Origin of the sequence: Leucobacter chromiisoli, assembly GCF_016522505.1 — a bacterium.
GTDB classification, from domain to species: domain Bacteria; phylum Actinomycetota; class Actinomycetes; order Actinomycetales; family Microbacteriaceae; genus Leucobacter; species Leucobacter chromiisoli.
The window spans coordinates 146,521-167,764 of the sequence record NZ_JAEHOH010000009.1 but is presented as its reverse complement, the minus strand read 5'-3'; the positions used below and the strand labels follow the sequence as shown (position 1 = coordinate 167,764).

Genomic DNA, 21,244 nt, shown 5'->3' with positions numbered 1-21,244 from the left:
GGAGGATCGGGGTTCGGCGGGCGGGAGCGGCGCCCCCGCCCGCCCGCGGTCTAGTCCCCGGTCCGCACCATCGACTCGACGTCGACGGGTGCGCTCAGGACGCCCTGGTCCTCCATGAGCTGGTTCCAGCGAGAGATCTCCTCGGCGTCGGGGCCGCCGGCGGTCCACTGCGGCAGCTGGAGCTTCGAGGCGACCTCCTCGCTCACCTCGGAGTAGGTCGGCAGCAGATCGACGGCGAGGCTCGGATCCTCGGCCAGCAGATCGTTCGCCTTCGCGAGCGCCCGCGAGAACGCGGCGACCGTGTTCGGGTTCTTCTCCACGAACTCCCGCGTCATGCCGACGCCCGAGACGGGGATGCCCTCGGTCGGGCCCTCGTAGGTGGAGAACACCTTCTTCATGCCGGCCTCGAGGCCGCCGGTCTGGAAGGGCTCCACCAGCCACGCGGCATCCACGCCGCCCGAGCTCAGCGTCGGCACCATGTCGGGGAACGCCAGCTCGATGAACTCCACCGAGTCGGGGTCGACGCCGGCGTCGTCGAGCAGCGTCTTGATCGTGAGGTCGCCCGTGTTGTTGAGCGTGTTCACCGCGATCTTCTTGCCCTCGAGGTCTGCGATGGCGTCGATGTCGGAGTCGGGCGCGACGTAGACGCCGGCGGTCTCCTCGGTGCCCCGCACGCCCTCCGCGACGATGTCGATGCCGATCCCGCTGTTCTCGGACAGCAGGAAGGACGGGTAGGTCGCGAAGGCGGCCTGCATCTCGCCCGAGATCATCGCGGGCACCGCGGCCGCGCCGCCCTGGGCCGGCTGGGCCGTGACGTCGAGGCCCTCCTCCTCGAAGAATCCCTGGTCGATGGCGACGAAGACCGAGGCGTGGTCGATCACCGGCACGATGCCGACGAGCAGCTCCGAGGTCTCCGGCGCTCCGCCGTCGGCGGCCGGGGCGTCGTCTCCCCCGCCGTCCGACGAGCAGGCGGCGAGGCCGGTCATGAGCGCGACGGCGCTCGCCGCCGCGATGACGCGGCCGGTTCGGGTGTGGGCGATGCGATGACGCATGATTCCTCCTTGAAGATGCGCGATGACGCGGTGTTCGATTTTTCTGGGGTGTGCTGGACTCGCGGAGGGCGCTGCCGCGCCCTCCGCTACATGAGATGTGTGGCCATGCCGCCGTGCACGGCGAGGTTCGTGCCGGTGATGTGCTTCGCGGCGGTGGAGCAGAGGAAGACGATCGCCCGGGCGGCGTCCTCCGCCTCGGCCGGGCGGCCCAGCGCGACGCGGCGGACCTCCCGGACGTGGTGCTCGACGGCGGCCTCCCGGTCGAGGCCGGTGCGCTCGGCGAGGGCGTCGATGAAACCGCCGGGCCGCTCCCAGAGCTCGGTGCGGGTGGGCCCCGGCGACATCGCCACGGCCCGCACCCCCCGCGGCCCGAACTCCTGGGCGAGCGCTCCCGTGAGCGAGAGCAGCCCCGCCTTCGCCGCGGCGTAGTCGACGAGCATCGGCTCGGGGTACCGTCCCGAGGTCGAGGCCACGTTGACGATCGTCCCCCGCCGCCGCAGCAGCGCCGGCAGGAACGCCCGGCACATCGCGACGGCGGAGAAGAGGTTCACGTCGAACCCGCGGCGCCACTCGTCGAGTCCGGTCTCGAGGAAGCCGTCGCGGGCGACCGCGACGCCCACGCCGTTCACGAGGGCGTCGACCCCCTCGAACTCGGCGAGCGCCAGATCCCGCGCAGCGGTCGCGGTCTCGGCGTCCGTGACGTCGGCGGCGAGCGTCCGCAGGCGAGGGGATCCCTGCGCCTCGGCGAGGGCGTCCAGGCCCGCCTCGTCGCGGTCGACCGCGAGCACCGACGCGCCCTCGGCGAGCAGCAGCCCCGCGGTGGCCGCCCCGATGCCCGAGCCGGCTCCGGTGACGACGACCGTGCGGCCGTCGAGGTCGAGGTTCACGCCGCGACTTCCTCGCCCGCCGGGTGGCGGATCAGGCGGGCGACCTCGCCCCGCACGCGGATGAAGTCGGGGTTCTCCTTCGTCGTGATCTGGTCGCGCTCCGCGGGCAGCGGGATGTCGATGGTCGTGAGCACCTCGGTCGGGGGCTTCGAGAGGACGACCACCCGGTCGGCGAGATAGACGCTCTCGTCGATGTCGTGGGTGACGAAGAGGATGGTCATGTCGAAGCGGCGCTTGACCTGCAGCACGAGGTCCTCGAGATCCTCGCGGGTCTGCGCGTCGATCGACGCGAACGGCTCGTCCATCAGCAGGATCTTCGGCCGGTAGGCCAGCGCGCGGGCGATCGCGACGCGCTGCTGCATGCCGCCCGAGAGCTGGGAGGGGTAGCGGTTCTCGAAGCCCGTGAGCCCGACGGCCGCGAGCGACTCCAAGACGCGCGATGCGGTCTCCGAGGAGCTGAGGCCCAGGTGCTTCAGGGGGAACCGGACGTTCGCCTCGACCGAGAGCCACGGGAACAGGGAGCCGCGATAGTCCTGGAAGACCATCGCGAGACCCTCGGGCACGCCGACGATCGGCTCGCCCAGGAACTCCACCCGGCCGCCGGTCGGCGGCATTAGGCCGGCCATCGTGCGCAGCAGCGTGGTCTTGCCGCAGCCGGAGGGACCGACGATCGAGACGAGCTCGCCCGATCGCACCTCGAAGGTGATGTCCTTCAGCGCCAGGTGCGCCTTCGCTCCGGTGCCGTAGGTGTGCGTGAGATGTGAGATGTTCAGCATGGGTCTTCTCTCGTTCAGGCGGTCTCGCGGCCCGAGCTGCGCTGCCAGGCGAGGAGACGACGTTCGATGACGGTGAGGATGATGTTGAGGATGAAGCCGAGCACGCCGAGCAGCACGATGCCGGCCCACATGTCGAGGAACGCGAAGCCCCGCTGCGCCTGCAGGATCGAGAAGCCGATGCCGCTCGAGCTCGCGACCATCTCGGAGATGACCATCAGGATCAGGCCGAGCGCGAGGCTCGTGCGCACGCCGGCCAGGATCTTGGGGGCGGCGCCCGGCAGCACGATGCGGGTGAGGCGATCGACGAAGCCGATGCGGAACACCCTGGCCGTCTCGTACTTCAGCGGTTCGATGCCGCGCACGCCCTCGATGGTGTTCAGCAGGATCGGCCAGGCCGTACCGAACGCGATGAGCAGGATGCGCATCTGCTCGCCCGTGCCGAAGAGCACGAGGAACACGGGGATGAGTGCGGGCGGCGGCACGGCCCTGAGGAACTGGATGATGGGATCCACGTAGTCGGCGAAGGCGCGGCTCAGGCCGATGGCGACGCCGAGCACGACGGCGATCACCACGGAGACGCCGAAGCCGAGCAGCATCCTCCCGAGCGACGGGAGCACGTCGGCCCCCATGCTGCGGGTGATGAACTCGCCGTCGCCGGGAAGCCACAGCTCGGCGAAGCGCACGAGGATCCGGCTCGGCTGCGGGAAGAACGGGGAGGTGAAGACCGTCGTCAGCACCTGCCACACGACGAGCAGCGCGATCAGCACCACCCAGCGGAGCGCGAAGCGCCCCCACCAGGCCTTCCTCGCCGACGATTGCTTCGGGGCCGCGGCCTTCTTCTGCGCCCGAGACTCTGCGGGCGGGGCGGTCTCTTGCACGGCGGTCACTGGTCCTCCCCCACGAACTTCCAGGCGAACATGCGGCGCTCCACGAGCTGCAGCAGCCAGTTGATGATGATGCCGAGGAGCCCGGCGACGATCGTGCCGGCGAAGACCAGGGCGGTGTCGCCGCCTCCCGAGCTCGTGCGCAGGATGAACGCGCCGATCCCGCTCGACGACCCGGCCAGCAGCTCGGCGCTGATCGTGACGATCAGCGCGATCGCAGCCGAGATCCGGATTCCGGTGAAGATGAACGGGCCGGCGTGCCGCATCCCGACGTGCCAGAGCGTGCCGAGCGGGCTCAGGCGGAACGACTTCGCGGTGTCCTTCGTCACGGGATCCACGTCGCGCACGCCGTAGACCGTGTTGAAGAAGACGGGCCAGATCGCCGCGTACACGGCGAGCGCGACCTTCATCTCCGTGCCCTGGCCGAACACGAGGATCGCGAGCGGGATCAGCGCGACCGATGGGATCGGCCTCAGGAACTCCACCACGGTGGAGGAGGCCTCGTAGGCGACCCGGAACGAGCCGAGGATCAGCCCGAGGGGCACTGCGACGAGGATCGCGATGCCGAGGCCCAGTGCCCAGGCGGCGATCGTGGCGCCGACGTCCCCGAGGAAGCCGGGGTTCACGAGCAGGCCGCCCGTGTCGGCGAGCACCCGGGAGACGGGCGGCAGCAGATCGGAGGGGATGATCCCGACCCGCGAGACGAGTTCGAGCAGCAGCAGGGCGACGACGACGCCCACCGCTCCGCGGTAGACCCGCATCCGGCCCGCGCTCACCCGGATCGGATCCCGCTTCGAGAGGGGCAGCCGGATGACGGTCGTGCTCATGATCCGCCCCTGACGGGAAGCGTGACGGCGCCGAGGGAGGTGAACTCGACGCTCACCTCGTCGCCGGGATGCACGAAGACGGCGTCGGTGAGGCCGCCCGTGAGCACGATCGACCCCGCTTCGATGGCCTCGCCGCGCCGGCCGAGCTCGTTGGCCGCGAGCGCGAGCGCCTCGGCCGGGTGCCCCTGCACAGCGGCTCCGGTCGCGGTGTCGACGACCTCGCCGTTGACGCGGAGCACGCAGGCCTCGAGCCGGAGATCGAGCCCCTTCGGGTCGAGGCCGTCGGCTCCGACGACGAAGCGCGCGCTCGACGCGTTGTCGGCGACGACGTCGGGCAGGGCGAAGCTGAAGTCGCGATAGCGGCTGTCGATCACCTCGAGCCCGGCGTGCACGCTGCCGACCGCCGCCATGGCGGAGGCTCCGGTGACGCCGGGACCCTCCAGGCGCTCGGCCATGACGAAGACGATCTCGGGCTCGACGCGCGGGTGGATCAGCTCGTCCGTCTGGAGAGGCACCCCGGCCTCGAGCACCATCCGATCGGTGATCACCGCGGTCAGCGGGGACGAGATGCCCATGCGCTGCTGCTTCGCGCGGGACGTGAGCCCGAGCTTGACGCCCACGACGGTCTCGCCGTCGGCCACCTTGCGGTCGACGATCAGCTGCTGCACGCGGTACGCGGTGTCGAGGTCGAGCCCCGGCCACTCGTCGGTGAAGCGACCCAGATCCCGCCGCTCCGCCTCCGCCGCGAGCAGCGTCTCGGCGACGCGCTCCTCGTTCCACTCCTCGGCGCTCATCGGACGGCCTCCTTCTCTGCCTCGTTCGCGAGCGAGATCGCGACGTCGATGATCATGTCCTCCTGGCCGCCCACGTACCCGGCCTCGCCGACGTGCTTGAGGATGCGGTAGGCCGGCACCCCGTAGCGCTCGGCCGCGCGCTCGGCGTGCAGCAGGAAGGAGTTGTAGACGCCGTAGCGGCCCTGCACGATGGAGGCTCGGTCGGCGACCGGCATGCGGTCGATCATGGGACGCAGCACCTCCTCCGCGGCGGCGAGCGCCTGCTCGACGTCGAGGCCGGTCTCGATGCCGAGTCCGTCGAACGCCGCGGAGACGATCTCGGTGGGGGAGTTGCCGGCGCCGGCGCCGAGCGCGCACAGCGTGCCGTCGATCTGGCGAGCGCCCGCCTCGACGGCGGCGATCGAGTTCGCCACCCCCAGCGAGAGGTTCTGGTGCCCGTGGAAGCCCACCTCGGCGTCGTCGCCGAGCTCCTGGACGAGCGCGCTCACCCGTGCGGCCGCCGTGTGCGGCATGAGCGCGCCCGCCGAGTCGACGACGTAGACACACTGGCAGCCGGCGTCGGCCATGATGCGGGCCTGGGCGGCGAGCTCCGCCGGCCCGGTGCGGTGCGCGAGCATCAGGAACCCGACGGTGTCCATGCCCATCTCGCGGGCCGCCTGGAAGTGCTGGATCGAGACGTCGGCCTCGGTGCAGTGGGTCGCGACCCGCACCACCGAAGCGCCGGCCTCCCGGGCCTCGCGGAGATCGGAGATCGTGCCGAGACCCGGCAGCAGCAGCACCGCGATCTGGGCGCGCTCGACCGCGTCGGCCGCGGCCGCCACGAGCTCGATGTCGCGCACCTTGCTGAAGCCGTAGTTGAACGAGGATCCGGCGAGTCCGTCGCCGTGGGTGACCTCGATCCTGGCCACGCCGGCGGCGTCGAGGGCCTTGGCCACCGAGACCACCTGCTCGGCGGTGAACTGGTGGCGGACGGCGTGGCTGCCGTCCCTCAGCGTCGTGTCCGTGATCCGGACGCGGACGGGCGTCTCATCGATGCTGTTCATGCTGCCTTCTCCTTCGCGAAGCGCTGCGCGAGCACCTCGCCGGTCCGCACGGCCGCGGCCGTCATGATGTCGAGGTTCCCCGCCCAGTCGGGCAGGTAGTCTCCCCGCCCCTTCACCTCGAGGAACACCGCGACCCTGGCGCGACCGCCCCAGAGCTCGCTGGCCTCGTCGAACTGCGGCTCCGCGCGCAGCCGATAGCCCGGCACGTACCGCTGCACCTCGGCGACCCGTCGGTGGATCGACTCGGAGATCGCGTCCCGGTCGGCGTCGGGGCCGATCGCGCAGAACACCGTGTCGCGCATGATCATGGGGGGTTCGACGGGGTTCAGGATGATGATCGCCTTGCCGCGCCCCGCTCCCCCCACGGTCTCGAGCGCGCGCGCCGTGGTCTCGGTGAACTCATCGATGTTGGCACGGGTGCCCGGGCCGGCGGAGCGCGAGGAGATGGAGGCGATGATCTCGGCGTAGGGCACATCGGTCACCTCGGACACGGCGGAGACGATCGGGATCGTCGCCTGACCGCCGCAGGTGATCATGTTGACGTTGGGCGCATCCAGGTGCTCGGTCAGGTTGACGGCGGGGCACGCGAAGGGTCCGATCGCCGCGGGCGTGAGGTCGATGGCGGTGATGCCAGCCTCGGCGTACCGCGGCGCGTTCGAGAGATGCGCACCGGCAGAGGTGGCCTCGAAGACCAGGTCGGGCTTCTGCGGGTGCGCCAGCAGCCAGTCGACGCCCTCGTGGCTGGCCTCGACGCCGAGCCTGCGGGCGCGGGCGAGGCCGTCGGAGGCCGGGTCGACGCCGACGAGCGAGTGGACCTCGAATCGGTCGCTGCGGAGCAGCTTCACGAGCAGATCGGTGCCGATGTTGCCCGAGCCGACGATGGCGGCCGTGGGCCTGCGGCCGGTGTCCGCCGCCGCTGTGTCCTGTGCGGAGAGGGTCATGCATGCACTCCTTTATGCGTTGGTGTTCTGGGGGTCGGAGAACCGCGCGGAGACGGATCCGAGCCCGGCGAAGGATGCGGTGACGACGTCGCCCGGCGCTGCCGGCACCGCGGCGCAGACGGCGCCCGCCATGACGATGGACCCGGCTTCGAGGGGCTGACCCAGCGCACCCAGCGTGTTCGCCAGCCAGAGCACGCCGTTCAGCGGGTGTCCGAGGACGGCGGCGCCGGCTCCCGTGCCGACGACCTCGCCGTTGCGGGTGAGCACGCAGCCGATGAGCCCGAGATCCCGCGCATCGATCGCGAGCGGGGTGGAGCCGAGCATCAGCGCTCCCGAGGATGCGTTGTCGGCGATCGTGTCGGCGAGCCCGATCCGCCAGTCGGCGATGCGCGAGTCGATGATCTCGATCGACGCGACGGCGTAGTCGACGGCCTCAAGCACGTCGGGCAGGGTGAGCCCCGGACCGGCGAGCTCACGCCCGAGGACGAACGATATCTCGGGTTCGACCCTGGGTGAGATGAACCGCTCAGTGGGAATGGGCGCCGAGCCGTCGAGCACCATGTCATCGAAGAGGTGGCCGAAGTCGGGCTGGTCGACGCCGAGCTGGCGCTGCATCGCCTTCGATGTGAGCCCCACCTTGTACCCGCGCACCCGCCGGCCGGCGGCCTTCCAGGCGCGCACCTGGTGCAGCTGGATCCCATAGGCGTCCTGCGGCGTCAGATCCGGCTCCGAGGCGGTCAGCGGGCTCGTCGGCTGCTGCGTCTCGTACGCCTCCAGGAGTGCGTCGCCGAAGCGGGCGAACCGTTCGTCGTTCATCTGTGACCTCATCCGTCATCTCGCGACCTCGTCGTTGCGGCCCGGCTGCCCGGGTCACTTGAATTCTGCTGACCCGAACGGGATACTCAAAGCATGTGTCCCACTGAACGGAACGAGTCCGTCTCGATGGTTTCGCGGGTGGCCCTCCTCCTCTCCGCATTCGAGCCCGGCGACCGGGCTGTGAGCGTCTCCGAGCTCGCACGCCGCACCGGCCTCGCGAAGTCGACGGTCTCCCGCATCGCGGGCGATCTCGTCGCCCATCGCTTCCTCGAGCGGACGGGGGCCGGCCTGCGCCTCGGCATCCGCGTCTTCGAGCTCGGCGAGCTCGCCGCGAGGCCCCGCGACCTGCGCAAGCTGGCGCTCGCCTCGATGACCGACCTCCGCAACGCGGTGAACCTGACGGTGCACCTCGCGATCCTCGAGGGCGGCGAGGTGGTGTACATCGAGATCCTGCCCGTGAAACGCGGGCCGCGGCTGCCGAGTAGGGTCGGCGGACGGATGCCCGCCCACGCCACGGGCGTCGGCAAGGCCCTGCTCGCGCTCACTCCCGATGAGACCATCGACGACTTCATCGCGGGCGGCCTGCGCAAGGTCGGCCCGCAGACGATCACCGACCCCGAGAAGCTGTGGCGCGAGCTCGCGCGGATCCGAGCATCGGGGATCTCGTACGAACGCGAGGAGAGCGGACCCGGGATCGCCTGCGCAGCCGCCGCGATCAGGGGCGCGGGAGGCGAACCCATCGCCGCGCTGTCGGCGGCGGGCTGGGCGGGGGAGTTCGACCCGCGCCGCATCGGACCGGCGGTGCAGACCGCGGCGCTGGCGCTCTCCCGCGGGCTGAGCCGCAGGCCCGGGCTGCGCTTCTCGGCGTACTCCTCCGCCGAGGACGCCGACGGCTGAGGGTGCGCCGCTACTGCGGTGCGTCGTTATGCGCCTCGCCGTTATTGCGCTTCGTCGCTCCTGCGCCTCGTTGCTACTGCGCCTCGAGGCCGAGGTCGTCGAGGCCGATCGCGTAGCGGTACTCGTAGCCCTCGCCCTCGATGCGGGCCTTGGCGGGAGCCTGGCGGTCCACGACCACGGCGACCGCCGCGATCTCGGCGCCGACCTTCTTGAGGGCCTCGATGGCCGTGAGCGGGGATCCTCCGGTGGTCGAGGTGTCCTCGACCACCACGACGCGCTTGCCTTCGAGGTCCGGCCCCTCCACCTGGCGTCCGCGGCCGTGATCCTTCGGCTCCTTGCGCACGACGAACGAGTCGTAGACCTGGCCACGCGCGACCCCCTGGTGCATGATCGCCGAGGCGATCGGGTCGGCGCCCATGGTGAGCCCGCCGACGGCCACCACGCCGTCGATGTCATCGATGAGGTCGAGCATGACCTGCCCGATCAGCGGCGCGGCGCGGTGGTCGAGGCTCAGCTTGCGCAGATCGATGTAGTAGCTCGCCCGCTTGCCGCTGGTGAGGGTGAAGTCCCCGTGGAAGACGGCCTCGTCCTTGATGAGTTCGATGAGCTGGTCGCGCGCTTCAGACATGATCCGATCCTATCCCGCCGGTGAGTGCGAGCGGGGGCCTGACATTGCTTGCCATATATGTATGGATATAGGTATTCTGGAAGGGTGATCGCAGCGGAGCGACCCGCGATGCGCCGACGGACGCCGCATCGCAGAAACGAGGAGACACACCATGATCGAGATCATCGACATCGCCTACGTGCGCAGCGGCGCCGCCGACATCGAGGGCGCGGTCGGCTTCGCCAGGGACATCGTCGGCCTGAAGTACCAGGGGGAGGTCGACGGCGTCCACTATCTGCGCGCGGATCACCGGCACCACTGCCTCGCATTCGTCGAGGGCGAGAGCGGCGTGCTCTCGAGCGGGCTCGTGCTGCGCGACAAGCACGCCCTGAAGCAGGCCGCCGAGCACCTCGAATCCATCGGCATCGAGGTGCACCGAGGCACGCCCGAGGAGGCGCGCAGTCGCCGGGTCGAGGACTTCATCGCGTTCGACGACCCCTGGGGCAACCGGTTCGACCTGGTGATCGGGCAGCTGCAGGATCCGTCGTTCCTGGAGCTCACCCGCGCGTCGAGCGGCATCACCGAGTTCGGGCACATCTGCGTCGACGCCGCCGACATCTACGAGGCCGCCGACTTCTGGACCGAGAACTTCAACATCAAGGTGTCGGACTGGGTGCAGAACTCCGCGGCGCTCATGCGGTTCAATCCCGTGCACCACACGCTGGCCGTCTTCCAGGGCGACGAGCCGGGGCTCTGCCACATGAACTTCCAGGTCGACGAGATCGACGCGATCTTCCGCAACTGGAACTTCCTGAAGGAGCACGGCGTCGAGATCGAGCAGGGCCCCGGGCGACACCCGCAATCGGGTGCGGTCTTCCTCTACTTCAAGGGCCCCGAGGGGCTCACCTACGAGTACTCCTGGAACGTGCGCCTCATCCACGACGACGACGCCTGGGTTCCCCGCACCTTCGATCCGACCATGTTCGGCGCGATCGACATGTGGGGCGGCAGCTCGCAGAAGCCCACGACCCAGCGCCAGATCAGCACGGCCGACAACAGCTGAGGGCGCCCCGTGCCCCCGAGCGGCGTCAGTCGGGATTTCTCGGGGAGCGCTTCAGCTCGTCAGTTGTGTACCCGAAATCGCGATTTCGGGTACACAACTGACGAGCTGAGGTCGCGCTCGGAATCCCGCGCCCCGTTCGCTGACAGCGGCGGGACCGATACGCCTTCCGGGGCTACGGTAGTGGGGTGATGAGAGAAGAGACGGCGGCGAGCGGCGCCAGGGTGCTGCGGGCGGCACCGCACCCCGGCCGGCCCGCAGATCACGGCGAGGCGGTCGAGGCGGGAATCGACCGCCTCGCCGCACTGTTCGAGGCGGGCCCGGTAGCGCTGCTCACGGGCGCCGGGGTCAGCACCGACTCGGGTATCCCCGACTACCGCGGCGAGGGCAGTCCGCCTCGGACGCCCATGAGCATCGCCCAGTTCATGCAGGACGAGGACTATCGCCGCAGGTTCTGGGCGGGCGCGCGGATCGGATCGGTCCGCGCCTCCGGCGTCGAGCCCAATGCCGGCCACTTCGCAGCCGCGCGGCTCGAACTCGCGGGGTTCCTGAACGGCATCGTGACGCAGAACGTCGACGACCTGCACTCCCGCGCGGGATCCCGCACCGTCGTCGAGCTGCACGGCAACGGCGGCACGATCCGCTGCGTCGACTGCGACCGGCGGTGGTCGCGCGCCGAGGTGCTCGGCTGGTTCGACGACCTCAACCCCGGCTTCGCGGCGCGCCACGCGGACGCGGAGGTCGCCCCCGACGGCGACGCGATCGTCACCGAGATCTCGGGCGTGCGAGTGCCGCGGTGCCCCGCGTGCGGCGGCCTGCTGCGACCCGACGTGGTCTACTTCGGGGAGTTCGTGCCGTCCTCTGTGTTCTCGACCGCCGCCGATCTCGTCGCTGGAGCGGGCGCCCTGGTGATCGCGGGATCCTCGCTCGCGGTGAACACCGGCATGCGGCTCGTCCACCGGGCCGAGCGGCGCGGGATCCCGATCGCCGTGATCAACCGCGGGCCCACCGCGGCCGATCGCCGCGCCGCGCTGCGGCTCGACGCGGGCACGAGCGAGACGCTCGCCGCTCTCGCCGATCGCCTGGGTGCGGGGGTATGAGAGGAGCGCTTCAGCTCGTCAGTTGTGTACCTGAAATCACGATTTCGGGTACACAACTGACGAGCTGAGATATGCTTCCCGGTCCGTCAGGCCACCCGGCATCGACTGCGCCAGAGTTCCCGGCGCTCAGCCGGGCTCCCGCTACTCGCCGCGGGAGATGCGCGTCATCTCCTCGCGGGGCACGACCTTGACCCGAGTGCGCCCCGCGGTCTCGCCGAGCGAGAGCTCGTGCTCGTCGAGCCGCTGCCAGCCCTCGATCGTCGTGTAGGGCACGTTCCGCTCCGACAGCAGCGCCGGGATCGCCTCCACCTCGGGGATCTCCGGCGTCCACCAGCCGTCACGGTCCTCGAGCAGGCACTCGAGCGTCTCCATCGCGTCCGACTTCGTGTGCCCGATGAGGCCCACGGGGCCGCGCTTGATCCAGCCCGTCGCGTAGACGCCCGGGATCTGCCGCCCGTCGGCCCCGATCACCCGCCCGGCCTCGTTCGGGATCACGCCCCGGGCCTCGTCGAACGGGATCTCGTCGAGCGGCGAGCCGAAGTAGCCGATCGCACGGTAGAGCGCCTGCACCGGCACCACCTCGAACTCGCCGGTGTCGACGACGCCGCCCTGGCCGTCGGGGGCGGTGCGCTCGATCCTGATCCCCGTGACGCGGCCGTTCTCGGTCATCACCTCGACCGGCTTCGACCAGAAGTGCATGTGCAGCCGGCGCGACGCGGGCGGCGCCTCGCCGGCCTCCCTCGCCCGCTGCTCCTCGCGCCACTTGTTCATGACGCGCGTCATCACGAGCACCTGCTTGTTCTTCAGCAGGGTCTCCTCGACGTAGGGGTCGTCGAGATCGAAGTCGCGCTCGTCCACCACCATATCGACGTCGCGCACCTCTCCGAGCTCGCGCAGCTCGAGGGGCGTGAACTTCACATAGGCCGGTCCGCGACGGCCGAAGAGGTGCAGCTCCTGGATCGGGTTCTGCTTCAGCCCCTCGTAGACGTTGTCGGGGATCTCGGTCGGCAGCAGGTCGTCGGCGTGCTTGATCAGCATGCGCGAGATGTCGAGCGCCACGTTGCCGTTGCCGATGACCGCGACCTGCTCCGCCTCGAGCGGCCAGGTGCGCGGCACGTCGGGGTGCCCGTCGAACCAGCTGACGAAGTCGGCGGCTCCGTAGGAGCCCTCGGCGTCGATGCCGGGGATGTCGAGGGAGGCGTCCCGGATCGCCCCGGTCGAGAAGATCACCGCGTTGTAGTGCTTCTTGAGATCGTCGAGCGTGATGTCCTGCCCGTACCGGACGTTGCCGAAGTAGCGGATGTCGCCGCTGACGAGCACCTCGCGCAGCGCGTTGATGATGCCCTTGATGCGCGGGTGATCGGGGGAGACGCCGTAGCGCACGAGCCCGTACGGGGCCGGCAGCTGCTCGAAGAGGTCGATCTCGACCTCGAAGTCCCGCTCCTGCTTCAGCAGCAGGTCGGCCGCGTAGATCCCGGCCGGGCCCGCGCCGACGATCGCCAGTCGCATCTTGCTCATCGTCTTCGTTTTCCTTCCATTCCCCGAACGGTATTATCCGCGGGGCTCGGTGATCGGAGTCTGTGTCGGATCCGGCCCGGCCCGCGGCGATCGCCGGGCCGCCCAGAGATGCCGCGCGGCGCGACCGCGCCGCTAGCCCTCCCGGTTCACGATCGAGTCGGCCATCCGCTCGAGCGCCCGGTGCACCTGCGACTTGGGCAGCACGTCCAGCGCCGCCACGGCGTTGGTGGCCCAGCGGCGGGCGGTGGCCTCGGTCTCGCGCGTCACCTCGTGCGCCCGCAGGGCCTCGACCTCCGGATCCAGCAGCGCGGGATCCTCCCCGGAGGCGATGCGGGCGACGCCGTCCTCGATGCGCTCCAACAGTGCGGCGTCCGCGGAGTTCCCCTCGGCGCTCTGCCGCAGCAGCAGCAGCGGCAGCGTCGCCACCCCCGCCCGCAGGTCGGTGCCCGCGCGCTTGCCCGTCTGGTCGGCCTTCGGCGAGAGGTCGATCACGTCGTCGATGAGCTGGAACGCGACGCCGATCCGCTCGCCGTACTCCATCACCGCGTCAGCGTAGGTGGTCGGCGCTCCGCCGAACATCACGCCCATCCGCGCGGCCGTCGCGATCAGCGCGCCGGTCTTGTCGGCGAGCACCTGCAGGTAGTGCGGGATCGGCTCGTCGTCCGGCTGGGGCCCGACCGTCTCGTGCAGCTGCCCCAGGCAGAGGCGCTCGAAGGTGCGGGCCTGCAGCATGATCGCCTCTTCGCCCATGCCGGAGACGAGCGAGGACGCCCGCGCGAAGAGCAGATCGCCCGCGAGGATCGCGACGGAGTTCGACCACACGGTCTGGGCGGCGGGCACCCCTCGCCGCAGCTTCGCGTCGTCCATGACGTCGTCGTGGTACAGCGACGCCAGGTGCGTCATCTCGACCGCCTGCGCGGCGCGGCGCACCATCTCGTTCGGGCCCTCGCCGAGCTCGCTCGTCAGCAGGGTGAGCATGGGCCGGATCCGCTTGCCGCCCGCCTCCATGAGGTATCGGGCGGGAGCGTCGGCGACGGAGGACGCGAACTCGAGGTTCTCCATGAGCCCGGCCTCGATGAGCTCGAGCTGATCCTGCAGCCGCTTGGCGTGCCGCCGATCCTGCGCACCTCGGAACAGGCGCATCGGCAGGGCCTGTGTCGCCGTGTCCTCGGCGATCGGCCGGCTCATTCGACGCCCCCCGCGGTCTGCGACGCAGCGGCCTCGGACTCCGGCTCGGCCGGCTCGCTCGACGCCGCCCGCGGCTTCGCGGGCTCGGGCCGCCGGTCGTGCGGGACGAAGCCGCGGTGCAGCGCCACGATCCCGAACGTCAGATTGCGGTACGCGACGCGCTCGAGCCCCGCCTCGGTCATCCACGCAGCGAGCTCCTGCTGCGCGGGCCACTCCTCGATGGACTCGTTGAGGTAGCGGTAGGCCTCAGCCGCATGCCGGTTGATCGCTCCCGCGATACGGGGCAGGCAGTGCCGAGCGTACAGCCGGTAGGGGCTCCGGATCGCCGCGCTCGGCGGCGTCGAGAACTCGGCGACCACCACGCGCCCGCCCGGCTTGACCACGCGGCGCATCTCGGCGAGCGCGCGCTTCGGGTCTCCGACGTTGCGCAGGCCGTAGGAGATGGTCGCCGCGTCGAAGCTGTCGTCCTCGAAGGGCAGCTCGGTGGCGTCGGCCCACACGAACTCGACGAGGGGGTCACCCGCGTGCCGCCTGCGGCCCTCGGCGAGCATGCCCTCGGAGAAATCCGCCGCCGTGACGTGGGCGCCGTGGGCGGCCAGCGCCGCGGAGGACGTTCCGGTGCCGGCGGCGAGGTCCAGGATGCGCATGCCCGGGCGGGGTGCGACGGCCCGAGTCGTGGCGATGCGCCACAGGCGATCGTTGCCGACGGTCAGCACGTCGTTGATGAGGTCGTAGCGCGGAGACACCTCATCGAACATCGTCGAGACGTCGGTGGCCAGCTTGGTGGCGGTATCGGGGCGGGTCACCCCTCCATGCTAGCCCGTCGTTCCTCGGCGCCGGCCCGGAGGATCACGCCGTGAACCCGAGGCGGCGCCCCTTCCCCTCCGGCCTCACATGCGGGGCAGAGTAGATTGTCAGGGTGATGAGCGTCTCCCCGGTGCCCCGCCTGCGAGCGGTGACCCGACCCCTCGGCGAGATCCCCGAGCTCATCGAACTCGCGGATCCCGCCTCTCCCCTGCTGTGGACCAGAGGCGATCGCGGGCTGGTCGGGATCGGCGAGGCGCTGCGACTGAGCTTCGCAGGCCCCCGCCGCTTCGAGGAGGCGGCGGCTGCCTGGCGTGGGATCGCCGAGGCGGCGGAGATCGATGATCCCGTGCGGATGCCGGGCACCGGCCTCGTCGCGCTCGGCGCCTTCGCCTTCGACGACCGCAGCGCCGCCGAGAGCGTGCTCGTCGTTCCGCGGCTCGTCGTCGCCCGGCACCGGAGCGCGGCGTGGATCACCGAGGTGACCCCGCGGGACGCCGGGCGGGGCGCGGATCCCGAGCTCCCGGCCCCCTCGCCGCGCCGACCGTGGCGGGGAGCGGAGCTGCCCACCGACGCCGACGCCGAGAACGCCGATCCGTCGGCGATCGCCGCCTACCTCGCCGGTGTGAGGGAGGCCGACGAGCGCATCGCGCGCGGCGGCATCGAGAAGATCGTGCTCTCCCGGCAGGTGAGCGCCGACCTCGACGCCGACGCCGATCTGCGCGTGCCCCTGGCCCGCCTCGCCGAGCGCTACCTCGACTGCTGGACCTTCGCCGTCGACGGGCTGATCGGGGCGAGCCCGGAGACGCTGATCCGCTCGACCGGCGGAGCCGTGTCGGCGCGCGTGCTCGCGGGCACGCGCGCGCGGCGCACCGACGACCCCGCCGCCGACGCCCGGGCACGCGACGAGCTGCTCACGAGCGGCAAGGAGCAGCACGAGCACGCCTTCGCCGTGCAGAGCGTCGTCACGGCCCTCGCCCCCTACGTGCGGGAGCTCCGCAGCAGCGAGGAGCCGTTCCCGCTGCGCCTGCCCAACGTCTGGCACCTCGCGACCGATCTCGGTGCGAGTCTCGACGAGCGCAGCTCCTCCATCGAGCTCGTCGGAGCGCTGCACCCGACGGCGGCCGTGGCCGGCACGCCCACGAACGACGCGATCGCGGCGATCGCCGAGCTCGAGCCGTTCGACCGCGGGCGCTACGCCGGGGCGGTCGGCTGGATCGACGCCGCTGGGGACGGCGAGTGGGTCATCGCGCTGCGCTGCGCCCAGCTCGGCGAGGAGCGGGACGGCGTGCGGCCCATCACGGCGACGGCCGGGGGCGGCATCGTCGCGGGATCTGACGCGGAACGGGAGCTCGCCGAGACGGTCTCGAAGTTCCGACCCGTCACGGAGGCCTTCGCGCCATAAGCGGGCTGGCTCACCGGGGCGACTCACCTCGTCGGCTCAGCACACCGGCTCAGCACACGGCTCACCGCGCCAGCGGCACCTCGACGAGGCTCGGACCCGTGACCGGCGCCGTGAGCAGCCGCTCGAGCTCCGCGCGGGTGGACACGCGCAGATAGTCCCATCCGTAGGCTCGGGCGAGCGCCTCGAGGTCGACGTCCTGCGGGGTGCGCATCACCCGCTCGAACGCGTCGCGGTCCGCGGAGGCCGCCACCTCCAGCCCGTCGAAGATCGTGCCCCCGCGGTCGTTGCCGACGAGCAGCTGGATCCGCGGACGCTCCTCGCCGGGCGGCAGCTGCAGGGAGCCGGCGTCGTGCAGCAGTGCGAGATCCCCGATCAGCACGCGCGTCGTTCCCGCCGCGCGGCTCGGATCCTCGTGGCCCTGACTCGCCGCAGCGATCCCGAGCGCCGTGGCCACGGTGCCGTCGATGCCGCCGAGCCCGCGGTTCGCACGCACCTCGACGCGGCGGGGCTGCGCGACGCTGTCGAGCACCCTGACCAGCCGCGAGGCGGCGAGCACCAGGCGATCATGCGGCCAGCTCGCCCGCCACACGCTCTCGGCGAGCAGCTCGCGGCTCACGGGCTCGCGCATGACGGCGACCTCGGCCCGGGCGTAGGCGCTGCGCTCCTTGTAACCGGTGGCCGTCGCGGCGCCGAGATCGGGTTCGTGCACCGTCGATCGCTCGCTCCTCAGCTCGCGATCGGCGACCACCCAGGCGCCCAGCCAGCGGCGCAGGGCGCGGGGGTCGTGATCCTCGGCGACGCGCGCCGATCGGAATGCCTCGGCATCGCGACTCGGGTCGTAGTGCTCGCCGTCGTGCGGGTCGATGATGACCACCTCGACGTCGTCGCGGCGCAGCAGCGCTGGAATCTGCCGCGTGAGCGTCGGGTGGCCGAAGACGATCGCCCGCTCGACCAGGCCGCCTACCGCGGGGTCGTCGATCAGCGTGGCGTACGCCGCGATCGCCTCGCGACCGAATCGGGAGCCGCTCACGACCTCCGCGAGCAGCGGCAGGCCCGCGGCGTGGGCGAAGGCCTCGGCCTCGGGGCCCGCGCCGTCGCCGGCGATCACGACCGCGAGGGCATCGCCCCGGTGCACGTACTCGTCGCCTGCTGACGGCAGGACGGTGAGGTAGCGGCCCGCGAAGGCCTGCACCGCGGGGGCGCCCGCCCCGTCGCCCGACGACGTATCCCGCTCGGCGGCGAGCGAGGCGAACGCGGCGACGAGATCGGCCTCGGGCCCGCAGGATCCCGACAGCGGCTCGCGGAAGGCGAGGTTGAGGTGCACCGGGCCCGGCGCGGCGCCGGCCACGACCCCGCGAGCGGCCGCGAGGGCGTCGGCGGCGAGCGCTCCCGCCTTCGACGGGTGCTCGGGGCCGGCCTCTCCGGCGTCGCCGTCGCCGGGCGGCGGCACGTCGAGCGAGAGTCTCGCGACGTCGTCGAACAGGCCGGCCTGACGGGTGGTCTGGTTGCTGCGGATGCCCCGCAGCTCGGCCGGTCTGTCCGCGGTGAGCAGCAGCATGGGGACCCGCGCCTCGTGCGCCTCGAGCGCGGCGGGGAGCAGGTTCGCGACCGCCGTGCCGCTCGTCACGATGACCGGAGCCGGCATCCCCGTTTCACGTGCAACGCCGAGTGCGAAGAACGCCGCGGAGCGCTCGTCCACGCGCACGTGGAGCCGGATCGCGCCGGCCCGCTCGGCCTCGGCGGCGGCCAGAGCCAGCGCCTGCGAGCGCGAGCCGGGGCAGACCACCACGTCGCGCACACCGCGGGCGACCAGCTCGAGCAGGAGCGCCGCGGCGAACCTCGAGGAGGGCGCGTCGCCGGGGCCGTCATTTCCCGCGTCGAGGCGTTCGGCGGCACCGGCGGCGAGGTCGAGCGTCTCGCGCTCTCCGCGCGCCGCCGCGCTCACGAGCGGTCGGTCCGCGGATCGCCGAGTTCGCTGCCGCCCTCGCGCCTCGTCCCCGGATCCGGAGCATCGGAGCCCGGATCCGCGTCGTCGACCGCGGGGTCGTCGCCCTCGGGGCCGCCTCCGCTCGCACCGGCGCCCGGGCGGGCGTTCCGGTCGGATCCCGAACCGCCGTGGTCGGGCCCGGATCCCGAACGAGCGTCGGGCCCGGATCCCGAGCCGTCGTCCTCACCCGCTCCGGCGCGCGGATCGGTCGCCGCGCCCGCGTCGCCCTGCGCCGACGCGCGACCGGGTCCCGGTTCGCCCGTCTCGCCGGGGAAGACCTCCTCGTCGAGCTCGCGCAGCCGCTCCTCGAGCTCGCGCACGTGCTCGTCGAGTTCGATGCTCGACATCTTCGTCCCGCTGAATCGCGGGTCGTCGTCAGGGGCCTTCGCGGGAGGCGGCGGGACCTCGCCCTTGCCGATCGTGAACCAGAGGATACCGCCGATGACGGGGAGCACCACGACCAGGATCACCCAGACGGGCTTGCTCACCCCACGGGCGCGCTCACCATCGGTCATCGCCGCATCCACCAGCGAATAAAGGGTGAACGCCACGGCGATGACGATTCCGATGATCACGAATCGCACCATACCCCCAATGCTACCGGCGCAAGCTGAGCGACCAGTCTCCCTCCAGCCCTCATCCCCCGCCCAGGAGCCACCGGTAGACTCCGGGGCGTGAATACGCGCACCGCCTGGATCGTCTACACCGTGCTCCGCCTGGTCTTCTTCGCGGTGCCCTTCGCGGTGCTCTACGCGATCGGGTGGAGCTGGTGGGCTGCGGCCATCGTCGCCACCCTCGTCGCCCTCTCCCTGTCCGTCATCTTCCTCCACCGGCAGCGCACCGTCGCCTCGGAGAGCATCTACGACTGGCGCAACCGGGACCGCACCGCCGACGACATCGCCGAGGACGAGGCGATCGACTCCTCCGCTGCCCCCGGCTCCGCGACGCCCGGCTCCGCCGCTGCTCCCGACTCCCCGAGCCCCTCCGGATCCCGCGGACCGACCGACGAGGTCAGGTAGCACTGGCGTCGCGCCGTTCCGCGGCCCGACCCGCGCCCGACGCGCACCCACCCCTCTCGACCCCGAGGAGCCCGTCATGCCCGAGACGTTCGACCGCGTCGTCATCGGCGGCGGTGCGATCGGCCTCCCATCCGCGTGGCAGCTCGCCCGCCGGGGCGAGCGCGTGCTGCTGCTCGAGCGTTTCGCGCCGGGCCACGCCCGCGGGGCATCTCACGGGGCCACCCGCAACATGAACAACGCGTACGAGGAGCCCCACTACCTGGATCTCTACGACGAGGCGCTGGGGCTCTGGCGCGAACTCGAGGCGAGCTCGGGGCAGCGACTGCTGACCCTCTGCGGACTCGTCACCCACGGAGATCCGGGCCCCGTCGGGCGCGCCCACGCGGCGCTGCAGAGACGGGGAGCCGCGGTCGAGCTGATCGAGGCCGGGGAGGCGGAGCGGCGCTGGCCCGGAATGCGGTTCGACGGAGGCGTGCTCGTGAACCGCGACGCGGGCCGGGTGCACGCCGCGGCGGCACTGCGCGCATTCGCGAGCGAGGCGGTACGGGAGGGCGCGGAGCTGCGCTACGGACACCGGGTCGTCAGCATCGAGCAGCGCGGCGACCGCGTCGCCGTCACGGCGGTCGCCGACTCCGGTGATGAGCTCCGCGTCGAGGCCCTGGGAGCGGTCGTCGCTGCGGGGGCGTGGAGCCGGCAGCTCCTCGCGGATTCGATCGCCCTGCCTCCGCTCACCGTCACCGAGGAGCACCCGGCCCACTTCTCGGTCCTTCCCCGTGTCGTCGAGCCGGGCGCCGAGAAGGCGTGGCCCTCGTTCAATCACTTTCTCGCCGGCGCAGCCGAAAGCCGCAGGGGCAACGTCTACGGCATGCTGACCCCCGGAGAGGGCGTGAAGGTCGGCTTCCACATGACCGGCGACGTCGTCGACCCGGACGCCCGGCCGTTCCGGGCGAGCGATGCGGCCCGTGCCGAGTTGCGCGCCTACGTCGCCGAGTGGTTCCCCGGCCTCGATCCCGATTCGGCGGAGGAGATCAGCTGCACGTACACCTCCACCGCCTCGGGGCGATTCGTGCTGGACAGCGCCGGGCTCGTCACGGCGGGCGCCGGCTTCTCAGGCCACGGATTCAAGTTCGCGCCGGCCATCGGCCGCGTTCTCGCCGACGCCTCGCTCGGGATCGCCTCCCCGCCCGAGGCGTTCCGCATCCCCGCGCATTGAGCGCCTCGGGCTCGGCCTCGGCGCAGGCAGCGCCTAGTCGGGGAACACCCGTTTGGAGATGGCCTGCACATCCCGATCGAGATCTTCGACTTGCTTTCCCATCCGGTCCAGACGCCCTTCCACTCGGTCCAGACGATCCTCGACGCGGTCGAACCGCGCGCCGATCCTTTCGTCTTGATGCTCGAACCTCAGCACCATCTCGTCGCGCAACCCCGCCAGGCCCCGCGTGAGCAGCTGCGAGACCAGCGCGACCATGCCGACGAGCGTGGCGGCGAAGACGCCGATGATCGTCCATGTCTGGGGTTCGCTCATGGTCAGCACACTCCTCATTCTGCCCGAGATGCACTCATGCTGCCACGTCGATTCCACAGGTGACGCATCGAAACCGCAGATGTGGATGCCTCGGCTCGCATGAGGTGCATGAGC

22 protein-coding genes are annotated in these 21,244 nt (G+C 71.4%); 6 read left to right on the top strand and 16 right to left on the bottom strand.

Annotated elements, in window-relative coordinates; genetic code table 11:
• Positions 1-50: 50 nt before the first annotated feature.
• From JD276_RS07590 to JD276_RS07550, 9 genes are all read right to left on the bottom strand, one after another.
• The gene (locus JD276_RS07590) at positions 51-1,052 is read right to left on the bottom strand and encodes an ABC transporter substrate-binding protein (protein ID WP_200115037.1); all 1,002 of its coding nucleotides are present in this window, start codon (positions 1,050-1,052) and stop codon (positions 51-53) included.
• Between the two features lie 86 nt (positions 1,053-1,138).
• Positions 1,139-1,939, bottom strand: a complete 801-nt coding sequence (locus JD276_RS07585; RefSeq protein ID WP_200115036.1) for an SDR family NAD(P)-dependent oxidoreductase — start codon at positions 1,937-1,939, stop codon at positions 1,139-1,141.
• Positions 1,936-2,715: an ABC transporter ATP-binding protein gene (locus tag JD276_RS07580; protein ID WP_200115035.1), complete on the bottom strand. Its 780-nt coding sequence runs from the start codon at positions 2,713-2,715 to the stop codon at positions 1,936-1,938. Before JD276_RS07580 ends, JD276_RS07585 begins: the two co-directional genes overlap by 4 nt.
• A 14-nt stretch (positions 2,716-2,729) precedes the next feature.
• Positions 2,730-3,602, bottom strand: a complete 873-nt coding sequence (locus JD276_RS07575; RefSeq protein WP_200115034.1) for an ABC transporter permease — start codon at positions 3,600-3,602, stop codon at positions 2,730-2,732.
• Positions 3,599-4,426 carry an ABC transporter permease gene (locus tag JD276_RS07570; RefSeq protein WP_200115033.1) on the bottom strand — a complete coding sequence of 276 codons (828 nt, stop codon included), beginning with the start codon at positions 4,424-4,426 and terminating at the stop codon, positions 3,599-3,601. Before JD276_RS07570 ends, JD276_RS07575 begins: the two co-directional genes overlap by 4 nt.
• Complete coding sequence (locus tag JD276_RS07565; RefSeq protein ID WP_200115032.1) at positions 4,423-5,220, bottom strand: 2-keto-4-pentenoate hydratase; 798 nt, start codon at positions 5,218-5,220, stop codon at positions 4,423-4,425. Before JD276_RS07565 ends, JD276_RS07570 begins: the two co-directional genes overlap by 4 nt.
• Positions 5,217-6,263 carry a 4-hydroxy-2-oxovalerate aldolase gene (gene dmpG, locus JD276_RS07560; protein ID WP_200115031.1) on the bottom strand — a complete coding sequence of 349 codons (1,047 nt, stop codon included), beginning with the start codon at positions 6,261-6,263 and terminating at the stop codon, positions 5,217-5,219. Before dmpG ends, JD276_RS07565 begins: the two co-directional genes overlap by 4 nt.
• On the bottom strand, positions 6,260-7,204 hold the full coding sequence (locus JD276_RS07555) for an acetaldehyde dehydrogenase (acetylating) (protein WP_200115030.1): 945 nt from the start codon (positions 7,202-7,204) through the stop codon (positions 6,260-6,262). Before JD276_RS07555 ends, dmpG begins: the two co-directional genes overlap by 4 nt.
• Positions 7,205-7,216: 12 nt before the next feature.
• Positions 7,217-8,020, bottom strand: coding sequence for a 2-keto-4-pentenoate hydratase (locus tag JD276_RS07550; RefSeq protein ID WP_200115029.1), 804 nt, complete (start codon positions 8,018-8,020; stop codon positions 7,217-7,219).
• A gap of 93 nt (positions 8,021-8,113) precedes the next feature.
• On the opposite strand from JD276_RS07550, the gene JD276_RS07545 reads away from it, so the two are divergent.
• On the top strand, positions 8,114-8,917 hold the full coding sequence (locus JD276_RS07545; RefSeq protein WP_200115028.1) for an IclR family transcriptional regulator: 804 nt from the start codon (positions 8,114-8,116) through the stop codon (positions 8,915-8,917).
• A 73-nt stretch (positions 8,918-8,990) separates the two neighbouring features.
• Here the strand turns inward: JD276_RS07545 and pyrE are convergent, their stop codons facing one another.
• Positions 8,991-9,545 carry an orotate phosphoribosyltransferase gene (gene pyrE / locus JD276_RS07540; RefSeq protein WP_200115027.1) on the bottom strand — a complete coding sequence of 185 codons (555 nt, stop codon included), beginning with the start codon at positions 9,543-9,545 and terminating at the stop codon, positions 8,991-8,993.
• Between the two features lie 151 nt (positions 9,546-9,696).
• On the opposite strand from pyrE, the gene JD276_RS07535 reads away from it, so the two are divergent.
• Both JD276_RS07535 and JD276_RS07530 read left to right on the top strand, forming a co-directional pair.
• On the top strand, positions 9,697-10,587 hold the full coding sequence (locus JD276_RS07535; RefSeq protein WP_200115026.1) for a VOC family protein: 891 nt from the start codon (positions 9,697-9,699) through the stop codon (positions 10,585-10,587).
• 188 nt (positions 10,588-10,775) lie between these two features.
• Positions 10,776-11,684 carry a Sir2 family NAD-dependent protein deacetylase gene (locus JD276_RS07530; RefSeq protein ID WP_200115075.1) on the top strand — a complete coding sequence of 303 codons (909 nt, stop codon included), beginning with the start codon at positions 10,776-10,778 and terminating at the stop codon, positions 11,682-11,684.
• Positions 11,685-11,825: 141 nt separating this feature from the next.
• Here the strand turns inward: JD276_RS07530 and JD276_RS07525 are convergent, their stop codons facing one another.
• The 3 genes from JD276_RS07525 to JD276_RS07515 form a co-directional block, all read right to left on the bottom strand.
• Entirely contained in the window at positions 11,826-13,202 is a 1,377-nt protein-coding gene (locus JD276_RS07525) for an FAD-dependent oxidoreductase (protein ID WP_200115025.1), read from the bottom strand.
• A 132-nt stretch (positions 13,203-13,334) separates the two neighbouring features.
• Positions 13,335-14,390, bottom strand: coding sequence for a polyprenyl synthetase family protein (locus JD276_RS07520; protein WP_233615444.1), 1,056 nt, complete (start codon positions 14,388-14,390; stop codon positions 13,335-13,337).
• The gene (locus JD276_RS07515; protein ID WP_307866499.1) at positions 14,387-15,196 is read right to left on the bottom strand and encodes a class I SAM-dependent methyltransferase; all 810 of its coding nucleotides are present in this window, start codon (positions 15,194-15,196) and stop codon (positions 14,387-14,389) included. Before JD276_RS07515 ends, JD276_RS07520 begins: the two co-directional genes overlap by 4 nt.
• Before the next feature lie 116 nt (positions 15,197-15,312).
• Here JD276_RS07515 and JD276_RS07510 point away from each other — a divergent pair, with 116 nt between their 5' ends.
• Positions 15,313-16,599 carry an isochorismate synthase gene (locus tag JD276_RS07510; RefSeq protein WP_200115024.1) on the top strand — a complete coding sequence of 429 codons (1,287 nt, stop codon included), beginning with the start codon at positions 15,313-15,315 and terminating at the stop codon, positions 16,597-16,599.
• Between the two features lie 61 nt (positions 16,600-16,660).
• Here JD276_RS07510 and menD read toward each other — a convergent pair whose 3' ends face one another.
• Both menD and JD276_RS07500 read right to left on the bottom strand, forming a co-directional pair.
• On the bottom strand, positions 16,661-18,544 hold the full coding sequence (gene menD / locus JD276_RS07505) for a 2-succinyl-5-enolpyruvyl-6-hydroxy-3-cyclohexene-1-carboxylic-acid synthase (RefSeq protein WP_200115023.1): 1,884 nt from the start codon (positions 18,542-18,544) through the stop codon (positions 16,661-16,663).
• Positions 18,541-19,173, bottom strand: a complete 633-nt coding sequence (locus JD276_RS07500; protein WP_200115022.1) for a PLDc N-terminal domain-containing protein — start codon at positions 19,171-19,173, stop codon at positions 18,541-18,543. The genes menD and JD276_RS07500 overlap by 4 nt, the downstream gene beginning before the upstream one ends.
• A gap of 87 nt (positions 19,174-19,260) precedes the next feature.
• Between JD276_RS07500 and JD276_RS07495 the strand changes: the two genes are divergently transcribed.
• Both JD276_RS07495 and JD276_RS07490 read left to right on the top strand, forming a co-directional pair.
• A complete protein-coding gene (locus JD276_RS07495; RefSeq protein WP_200115021.1) occupies positions 19,261-19,605 on the top strand; it encodes a DUF4229 domain-containing protein in 345 nt (114 codons plus the stop codon).
• Between the two features lie 76 nt (positions 19,606-19,681).
• On the top strand, positions 19,682-20,818 hold the full coding sequence (locus JD276_RS07490) for an FAD-dependent oxidoreductase (RefSeq protein WP_200115020.1): 1,137 nt from the start codon (positions 19,682-19,684) through the stop codon (positions 20,816-20,818).
• A gap of 33 nt (positions 20,819-20,851) precedes the next feature.
• Here the strand turns inward: JD276_RS07490 and JD276_RS07485 are convergent, their stop codons facing one another.
• The gene (locus JD276_RS07485) at positions 20,852-21,139 is read right to left on the bottom strand and encodes a hypothetical protein (protein WP_200115019.1); all 288 of its coding nucleotides are present in this window, start codon (positions 21,137-21,139) and stop codon (positions 20,852-20,854) included.
• Between the last annotated feature and the right edge of the window lie 105 nt (positions 21,140-21,244).